The 8,423-nt window shown below is 54.3% G+C and carries 8 protein-coding genes and 1 other annotated feature; of the genes, 4 read left to right on the forward strand and 4 right to left on the reverse strand.

Features of this window, described 5'->3' with window-relative positions; translation table 11 throughout:
• Positions 1 to 148: 148 nt before the first annotated feature.
• Positions 149 to 1,021, forward strand: coding sequence for an SMP-30/gluconolactonase/LRE family protein (locus ENTHG_RS14085; protein ID WP_044180629.1), 873 nt, complete (start codon positions 149 to 151; stop codon positions 1,019 to 1,021).
• On the opposite strand, the gene pheA is transcribed toward ENTHG_RS14085, so the two are convergent.
• The 4 genes from pheA to bamD all read right to left on the reverse strand — a co-directional run bounded on the left by pheA (position 1,018) and on the right by bamD (position 3,765).
• Positions 1,018 to 2,178 (reverse strand): bifunctional chorismate mutase/prephenate dehydratase, encoded by a 1,161-nt coding sequence (gene pheA, locus ENTHG_RS14090; RefSeq protein WP_044180631.1) that lies wholly within the window; start codon positions 2,176 to 2,178, stop codon positions 1,018 to 1,020. The two genes, ENTHG_RS14085 and pheA, sit on opposite strands and share 4 nt — an antisense overlap.
• A gap of 22 nt (positions 2,179 to 2,200) precedes the next feature.
• Positions 2,201 to 2,326 (reverse strand) — a sequence feature (Phe leader region).
• Complete coding sequence (gene pheL / locus ENTHG_RS25850) at positions 2,278 to 2,325, reverse strand: pheA operon leader peptide PheL (RefSeq protein WP_167586606.1); 48 nt, start codon at positions 2,323 to 2,325, stop codon at positions 2,278 to 2,280. Its footprint overlaps the feature before it by 48 nt.
• A gap of 104 nt (positions 2,327 to 2,430) precedes the next feature.
• Positions 2,431 to 2,760 carry a ribosome-associated translation inhibitor RaiA gene (gene raiA, locus ENTHG_RS14095; protein WP_044180633.1) on the reverse strand — a complete coding sequence of 110 codons (330 nt, stop codon included), beginning with the start codon at positions 2,758 to 2,760 and terminating at the stop codon, positions 2,431 to 2,433.
• A 267-nt stretch (positions 2,761 to 3,027) separates the two neighbouring features.
• Positions 3,028 to 3,765 (reverse strand): outer membrane protein assembly factor BamD, encoded by a 738-nt coding sequence (bamD, locus tag ENTHG_RS14100; protein ID WP_044180635.1) that lies wholly within the window; start codon positions 3,763 to 3,765, stop codon positions 3,028 to 3,030.
• 130 nt (positions 3,766 to 3,895) lie between these two features.
• Between bamD and rluD the strand changes: the two genes are divergently transcribed.
• From rluD to clpB, 3 genes are all read left to right on the forward strand, one after another.
• Complete coding sequence (gene rluD, locus ENTHG_RS14105) at positions 3,896 to 4,876, forward strand: 23S rRNA pseudouridine(1911/1915/1917) synthase RluD (protein ID WP_044180639.1); 981 nt, start codon at positions 3,896 to 3,898, stop codon at positions 4,874 to 4,876.
• Positions 4,873 to 5,604, forward strand: a complete 732-nt coding sequence (yfiH, locus tag ENTHG_RS14110; protein ID WP_044180643.1) for a purine nucleoside phosphorylase YfiH — start codon at positions 4,873 to 4,875, stop codon at positions 5,602 to 5,604. The genes rluD and yfiH overlap by 4 nt, the downstream gene beginning before the upstream one ends.
• Before the next feature lie 129 nt (positions 5,605 to 5,733).
• Positions 5,734 to 8,307 carry an ATP-dependent chaperone ClpB gene (gene clpB, locus ENTHG_RS14115; RefSeq protein ID WP_044180646.1) on the forward strand — a complete coding sequence of 858 codons (2,574 nt, stop codon included), beginning with the start codon at positions 5,734 to 5,736 and terminating at the stop codon, positions 8,305 to 8,307.
• The last annotated feature ends 116 nt before the right edge of the window (positions 8,308 to 8,423 follow it).

Consider the following 8,423-nt stretch of genomic DNA (forward strand, 5'->3'; position numbering starts at 1 on the left):
AGAGCACTGGTTTGGCGACTATGCCAAACGGTTCCAGAGCGAAAGCCGGACGCTCCTTCGCCAGGCAAACGACAGTCGTCCGTAAAAAATGCCGTATATACTAAAAAGCCAGTGGTTATCCCACTGGCTTTTTTTATAAGGGAACGATATGGCTGAACTGCATACACTGTTTGATTACACCGGTCACCTACCGGAGTGCCCAACCTGGAGCGAAGCGGAACAGGCGCTCTGGTGGGCGGATATTCTCGAAGGGGAACTGCATCGTTATCACCTGGCAACAGGGGAACACGCCGTCCTCTCGTTTCCCGAAGAGGTAGGCTGTTTTGCGCTGCGTGAAAAGGGCGGTTTTATTGTCGCAATGCGTACGGCTATCTGGCTGGCGGATAAGCGCGGCCTGCTGGTGCAGAAAGTTTGTGATAACCCGTCGAACCCGCAGCTGGCGCGTTTTAATGACGGTGGGACCGACCATCACGGGCGCTTCTACGCCGGTACGTTCTGGGCGCCGGGGGACTACAACGGCGCATTGCTGATGCGCATTGATAACGATTTAACGCCAAAAGTGGTGCAGTGCGATATTCATGGCGCTAACGGTCTGGCATTCAGTCACGACAGGCAGTGGATGTTTACCTCCGATACGCCGAACGGCATTATTTACCGCACGCCGCTTGATGAACAGGGGGAGCCGGGGGCGCGTCAGATTTTCCGACGCATGGGGCCTGGTGAAGGTATTCCTGACGGTGCGGCAATGGACGAAGAAGGGTGCTACTGGAGCGCGATGTACGACGGCTGGCGCGTTGCCCGCTTTTCTCCCCAGGGGGAGCAGCTGGCGGAATACCGGCTGCCGGTCCGCTGCCCGACAATGGTCTGCTTCGGCGGAAGCGACATGAAAACGCTGTTTATTACCACCACGCGGGAAAATATGGATGACGAGGAGCTGGCGGAATACCCGCTGTCCGGCGCTATCTTCACCCTGCCGGTGGACGTGGCAGGGGTGAAGAAATCGCTCTTTATCGAGCGTTAAACCGGGTCGACGGGCACCACATTCTCGCTGGGGTAGCAGCCCAGCACTTTCAGCGAGCGGGTAATTGACGTCAACTCCCGCAGCGCTTTCTGCATGGACGGGGAGTGCAGGTTGGCCTGGATATCCAGATAAAACATCTCTTCCCAGGGGTTGCCATGGATCGGGCGGGACTCCAGCCTGGTCATGATCAAATTATGATTACGCAGCACCAGCAGCGCTTCCACCAGTGCCCCTGCCTGCTGGCCTGTGGCCATCAGCAGCGTCGTTTTTGCCGGCACCTGATCCGAGACATCAATGGCTTTACGGGCCAGGATCACGAAGCGGGTAATATTGACCGACTGGTTGGCTTCAATACGCTCCAGAACTTGTAAACCGTGCAGCGCGCCGCCAGCTTCGTTACCCAGGGCGGCAAATTTTGGCGAATTAAGCTGGGCCACTTTCTCCATCGCCGCGGACGTGCTTTCGGTATATTCGATTTTCCAGTGAGGATAACGCGCCAGGAAGCGGGTTGATTGCTGGAAGGGCTGCGGGTGGCTATACACCGTCTCAATGCTGTCCAGATCGGTAGAGCCGGAAACCAGCACGCAGTGATTAATTGGGATAGTCAGCTCGCCCACAATGGAGAGGCTGGTATGCTGCAGGAGATCGTAAACGTCGTTGATAGAGCCGGAACTGGTATTTTCCAGCGGCACCACCGCGTAATCGGCCTGGCCGGTTTCTACCTGGTTAAAGACATCGGTAAATTTCTGGCAGCCGCTCTCAATAAACTCTTCGAAGTGGCGAGCGGCGTACTGGCGGGAAGCCAGGTGCGAGTATGAACCCTTCGGCCCAAGGAAAGCGATACGCGCGGAGTGTGGGTTGGTTTTATTGAGATGCTGCTGCAGTAGCGCCTGCTGGGTCAGAACGGAATCTTCGATAATAAGCTGGAAGAGGCGGGTGATGTAGTGAGCGTCGAGGTGGTGCGTTTTTCCAAGCTGGATTAAGCGGTCCAGCAGATCCCGCTCACGGTCTATATCCCGCACGGGTCGATGGGAAGCCAGTTTGGCTTTGCCCACTTCTACCGCCAGCAGACGCCGTTCGGCCAGTAAGGAAAGAAGCTGCTCGTCCAGGGCGCTTATTTTCACACGTAAATCCAGTAAAGGGTTTTCCATAGTCATGCTGTTGCCTTAATTGTTATCAATAAAAAAGGCCCCCCGGTGTGGGAGGCCTTATTGTTCGTCTTCGCATTCTTTCTCACAAAACGAAACGCCTCCCAATCAGGGGAAGGTAAAAAAGAAAGCGAAGAAAAACGAAGTCTGTTTCATATATGCACCTGTGAATATCTTTCAATAAAGTACCTGCACTGTTTTCGTTCTGTCAATAAAAAACGCGCCCGAAGGCGCGTTATAGATTAACTCAATGCCGTGAGGTTATTCTTCAACGAAGTCAGCGTCTTTCACCGAGGTGGTGGCCCGACGCGCTTCCCCCTTGTGCTGCACTTTATTGAGCTGCCGTTCCAGCTTGTTAATCAATTCGTTTATAGCGACATACATATCATCATGCCTGGCGCTGGCTACCAGATGCCCGTTAGGCGTATTGATGGTGGCGTCAGCAACAAAGCCCTGCGGCTCTTTAGACAGAATGATATGCGGATTAATAAGATGTGTTTGCCATTTATCCAGTTTGGCGAGACGGTCTGCGACATGTTGGCGAATTGCCGGGGTAATTTCCATTTGTTTGCTGGTAATGTTCATTGTCATAAATTTTACCTCTTGTCTTTCCGTCTTGGTGATTTCAGCATACCTCGCTGAATGTCAAAATGTGTGATTTGAATCACATTATTTTGTCACTTTTTGTCAATGAAAAGGTTTTGTGAGGCAGAACATGAAGGAGGGAAAAAATACTTGCCGATATGACTGACAGGGGTCATATTTGATAGGATGACTCGAAGCTAAACCGGTTCAGCGAGGCTTCAACAGCATAAAAAAACGGCAGCGCGAAGCTGCCGTTCGTCGTTACAGGCGACCTCAGGAGCTGCTGCCGTTAGCGGCAATAATTTTTGCAACTTTGTCAGCCTGAGCGTTCATCTGCATTTCACGATAGGCGTTTTCCATCAGCGGCAGCGCATCGCGCGTCGCCTGCGTATCCGGGTAGTCGCGCAGCATACCTTCCACACGGTTTACCACCGCAACCCAGGCACCGCGTTTGGTATAGTACTCAGCAACGGAGTATTCGTATTTCGCGAGACGGTCTTTCAGGAACACGAGGCGTTTAGTCGCATCTGTGACATACTGGCTGCGCGGGTAGCCACGAACCAGCTTAGAGAAGTCATTAAATGCGTCACGCGCGTGCTGCGGATCGCGATCGCTACGATCGACGCCAAAGAAACCTTGTAAAGCGCTGTCATCCAGAGCCATGTTAGTCAGCCCGCGCATATACATGACGTAATCGATATTTGGATGAGTAGGATTCAGGCGCATAAAACGGTCGATGGCGGCCTGGGCCAGCGGCAGATCGGCGTTTTTGTAATAGGCGTAAATCAGATCAAGCTGCACTTGCTGCGAGTAAGGTCCGAACGGATAACGGTTATCTAACGCTTCCAGTTGCGTTATCGCCGCCTTCCAGTTACCGTCTTGCAGTTTTTGCTGGGCAGTCGCGTAGATTTCATTTGGCGGATTATCAGGCACCTCATCCTTTGAACCGGAGCAGCCCGCCAAAGCCAGGCTCAACGTGGCGGCTGCCACCAGATATTTCATGCGCGTCATGACGTTTAGACTTTCCTCAGAATGTTTACGCGGGAGATTATCGTTCCTGCTCCCGACTAAGACCAGCTACAATAGCACACTATATTAAACGGCAAAGCCGTAAAACCCAACGTTAACGAAGAAGCTGTATATGGCACAACGAGTACAACTCACCGCAACGGTTACCGAAAATCAACTCGGTCAACGCTTAGATCAGGCTTTGGCCGAATTGTTCCCGGATTATTCACGTTCGCGCATAAAAGAATGGATTCTTGACCAGAATGTCCTGGTCAACGGCAAAGTCTGCGACAAGCCGAAAGAAAAAGTGTTGGGTGGCGAAAGCGTTGCTATCAACGCTGAAATAGAAGAAGAGGCGCGTTTCGAACCGCAGGATATCCCTCTTAATATTGTCTATGAAGACGATGACATCATCGTTATTAATAAGCCCCGGGATCTGGTGGTCCACCCTGGCGCCGGTAACCCTGACGGGACAGTGCTTAACGCGCTTCTGCACTATTACCCGCCCATCGTCGACGTGCCGCGCGCGGGTATCGTTCACCGTCTTGATAAAGACACCACCGGCCTGATGGTCGTGGCGAAAACCATCCCGGCACAGACGCGCCTGGTAGAGTCTTTGCAGCTGCGGGAAATTACCCGTGAGTACGAAGCGGTCGCTATCGGCCATATGACGGCAGGCGGTACGGTGGAACAACCTATCAGCCGCCATCCTACCAAGCGCACTCATATGTCCGTGCACCCGATGGGTAAACCGGCGGTCACCCACTACCGGATTATGGAGCACTTCCGTATTCATACCCGGCTGCGGCTGCGGCTGGAGACCGGGCGTACCCACCAGATCCGTGTCCATATGGCGCACATTACCCATCCGCTGGTGGGCGATCAGCTGTATGGCGGTCGTCCTCGTCCGCCGAAAGGCGCGTCGGATGAATTTATCACCGCGCTGCGTAAGTTCGATCGTCAGGCGCTGCATGCGACGATGCTGCGGCTCTACCATCCCATCAGCGGCATCGAGATGGAATGGCATGCGCCAATTCCCCAGGATATGGTGGAACTTATCGACGCCATGCGTGCCGACTTCGAAACGCATAAAGATGATGTGGACTGGTTATGACCAGGCTGATAACTCCGCAGTGGCCGGTGCCGGAAGGAGTCGCGGCCTGTAGCTCAACGCGGGTGGGCGGCGTCAGCTTGCCGCCGTATGATTCGCTCAATCTGGGCGCGCACTGCGGCGATGATCTAACGCATGTCGAGGAGAACCGCAGGCGCATGTTTGCTGCGGGTCGCCTCCCGGCCAACCCTGTCTGGCTTGAACAGGTGCATGGCACTGAGGTGCTGCGCCTTGATGGCGGACCTTATGCCAGCAAACGCGCCGATGCGTCATACAGCAACACGCCGGGCACGGTGTGCGCAGTGATGACCGCGGATTGCCTGCCGGTGCTTTTCTGCAATAACAGTGGGACAGAAGTCGCTGCCGCCCATGCAGGCTGGCGCGGTCTTTGTGCTGGCGTGCTGGAGGAGACGGTAGCCTGTTTTGCCGATCGGCCTGAGAATATTATGGCCTGGCTCGGCCCGGCCATCGGTCCGCAGGCGTTTGAGGTGGGACCCGAAGTACGGGAGGCGTTTATGGAAAAGGACGCCATCGCCGACACGGCATTTATTCCCGCAGGGGATAAATACTATGCGGATATCTACGCGCTGGCTCGTCAGCGTCTGGCAGCGGTCGGCGTACGTCAGGTCTTCGGCGGCGATCGCTGCACTTTCAGCCAAAAGGATGATTTTTTCTCTTATCGTCGGGACAAAAACACCGGGCGTATGGCAAGTTTCATTTGGCTGATATAACCTAAAGAATCAAGACGATCCAGTACGGGTAACTTTCTTTTCACATAAGTCAGGTCATTCACCTTGAATAATTGAGGGATGACCTCATTTAATCTCCAGTAGCAAATTTGACCTGTTATGGGAGGAGTTATGCGTCTGGATCGTCTTACTAATAAATTCCAGCTTGCTCTTGCCGATGCCCAGTCGCTCGCACTCGGGCACGACAACCAATTTATCGAACCTCTTCATTTAATGAGCGCCTTGCTTAACCAGGAAGGGGGATCGGTACGTCCTTTGTTAACCTCAGCCGGCATCAACGCCGGGCAGTTGCGCACCGCTATCGATCAGGCGCTGAGTCGTTTACCGCAGGTGGAAGGCACCGGCGGCGACGTACAGCCGTCTCAGGATCTGGTGCGCGTTCTCAACCTGTGCGACAAGCTGGCGCAAAAACGAGGGGATAACTTTATTTCGTCGGAACTGTTCGTTCTGGCGGCGCTTGAGTCCCGCGGCACGCTGACCGACTTACTGAAATCGGCTGGCGCAACGACCGCCAATATCACTCAGGCAATTGAACAGATGCGCGGAGGTGAAAGCGTGAACGATCAAGGGGCAGAAGACCAACGTCAGGCCCTGAAAAAATATACCGTCGATCTGACCGAGCGTGCCGAGCAGGGCAAACTCGATCCGGTGATTGGCCGTGATGAAGAAATTCGCCGTACGATTCAGGTGCTGCAACGTCGTACCAAAAATAACCCGGTGCTGATTGGTGAGCCGGGCGTCGGTAAAACCGCCATTGTCGAAGGGCTGGCGCAGCGCATTATTAATGGCGAAGTGCCTGAAGGCTTGAAAGGCCGTCGGGTGCTGGCGCTGGATATGGGCGCGCTGGTGGCCGGGGCGAAATACCGCGGTGAGTTTGAAGAACGCCTGAAAGGCGTCCTGAACGATCTCGCCAAACAGGAAGGCAACGTTATCCTGTTTATCGATGAGCTGCATACCATGGTGGGTGCAGGCAAAGCCGATGGCGCCATGGATGCCGGGAACATGCTGAAACCGGCGCTGGCGCGCGGGGAACTGCACTGCGTAGGCGCGACCACGCTCGACGAATATCGCCAGTACATCGAAAAAGATGCGGCGCTGGAACGTCGTTTCCAGAAAGTGTTTGTCGCCGAACCGTCGGTGGAAGACACCATTGCGATTTTGCGTGGGCTGAAAGAGCGCTATGAGCTGCATCACCACGTGCAGATAACTGACCCGGCCATCGTGGCGGCAGCAACGCTGTCCCATCGCTATATTGCCGATCGCCAGTTGCCGGATAAAGCCATCGACCTGATCGATGAAGCCGCATCCAGCATCCGTATGCAGATTGACTCCAAGCCGGAAGAGCTGGACAGACTCGACCGCCGTATCATCCAGCTCAAACTGGAACAGCAGGCGTTGATGAAGGAGTCTGATGAGGCGAGTAAAAAACGTCTCGACATGCTCAACGAAGAGCTCAGCGACAAAGAGCGTCAGTATTCTGAGTTAGAAGAAGAGTGGAAAGCAGAAAAAGCCTCGCTTTCCGGCACGCAGACCATTAAAGCCGAACTGGAGCAGGCGAAGATCGCCATTGAACAGGCGCGCCGTGTTGGCGACCTGGCGCGGATGTCTGAACTGCAGTACGGCAAAATCCCGGAGCTGGAAAAACAGCTTGAGGCGGCCACCCAGTCCGAAGGGAAAACGATGCGTCTGCTGCGTAACAAAGTGACGGATGCGGAAATCGCTGAAGTGCTGGCGCGCTGGACCGGTATCCCGGTGGCGAGAATGCTGGAAGGCGAGCGCGAAAAACTGCTGCGGATGGAGCAGGAGTTACACAGCCGCGTTATCGGGCAGAACGAAGCGGTGGAAGCGGTATCGAACGCGATTCGCCGTAGCCGTGCGGGGCTGGCGGATCCGAATCGTCCCATCGGCTCCTTCCTGTTCCTGGGGCCAACCGGGGTCGGTAAAACCGAACTCTGCAAAGCGCTGGCGAACTTTATGTTTGATAGCGACGACGCGATGGTACGTATCGATATGTCCGAGTTTATGGAGAAACACTCCGTGTCTCGTCTGGTCGGCGCGCCTCCGGGATATGTCGGGTATGAAGAAGGCGGTTACCTGACGGAAGCGGTACGTCGTCGTCCTTACTCCGTCATTTTGCTGGACGAAGTGGAAAAAGCGCACCCGGATGTGTTTAACATTCTGCTGCAGGTACTCGACGATGGCCGTCTGACTGACGGGCAGGGGAGAACGGTCGACTTCCGCAATACGGTTGTCATCATGACCTCGAACCTGGGTTCTGATTTGATTCAGGAACGTTTTGGCGAGCTGAATTACGGTCATATGAAAGAGGTGGTGCTTGGCGTTGTGAGCCAGAGCTTCCGTCCTGAATTCATTAACCGTATCGATGAAGTGGTGGTCTTCCATCCTCTGGGTGAACAACACATCGCTTCTATTGCACAAATTCAGCTGCAGCGGCTGTACAAACGTCTGGAAGATCGCGGGTATAGCGTCAGCATCTCTGATGAGGCGCTGAAACTGCTGAGCGCGAATGGTTACGATCCGGTGTATGGCGCGCGTCCTTTAAAACGCGCAATCCAGCAACAGATCGAAAACCCGCTGGCCCAGCAAATCCTCTCCGGCGAGCTTATTCCAGGCAAAGCAGTTCAGTTGGTGGTCAATGGAGACCGTATAGTGGCAGTGCAGTAAGTCACAAAAAAGAAAAAACGAGCCCTGCGGGGCTCGTTTTTGTTTAAAAACCAGGCAAAAATGGCGCTATCGAATCCGTTTTGCCTGGAAAGTAAGCAAACAAAACTTTTTTTCAC

This window comes from Phytobacter massiliensis JC163 (assembly GCF_000321045.1).
GTDB classification, from domain to species: domain Bacteria; phylum Pseudomonadota; class Gammaproteobacteria; order Enterobacterales; family Enterobacteriaceae; genus Phytobacter_A; species Phytobacter_A massiliensis.

Bases quoted from the DNA above. Each gene is read 5' to 3' on its own strand.
- yfiH (WP_044180643.1), top strand. From the start codon at position 4,873: ATGACCAGGCTGATAACTCCGCAGTGGCCGGTGCCGGAAGGAGTCGCG.
- clpB (WP_044180646.1), top strand. From the start codon at position 5,734: ATGCGTCTGGATCGTCTTACTAATAAATTCCAGCTTGCTCTTGCCGAT.
- rluD (WP_044180639.1), top strand. From the start codon at position 3,896: ATGGCACAACGAGTACAACTCACCGCAACGGTTACCGAAAATCAACTC.
- bamD (WP_044180635.1), bottom strand. From the start codon at position 3,765: ATGACGCGCATGAAATATCTGGTGGCAGCCGCCACGTTGAGCCTGGCT.
- raiA (WP_044180633.1), bottom strand. From the start codon at position 2,760: ATGACAATGAACATTACCAGCAAACAAATGGAAATTACCCCGGCAATT.
- pheA (WP_044180631.1), bottom strand. From the start codon at position 2,178: ATGACTATGGAAAACCCTTTACTGGATTTACGTGTGAAAATAAGCGCC.
- ENTHG_RS14085 (WP_044180629.1), top strand. From the start codon at position 149: ATGGCTGAACTGCATACACTGTTTGATTACACCGGTCACCTACCGGAG.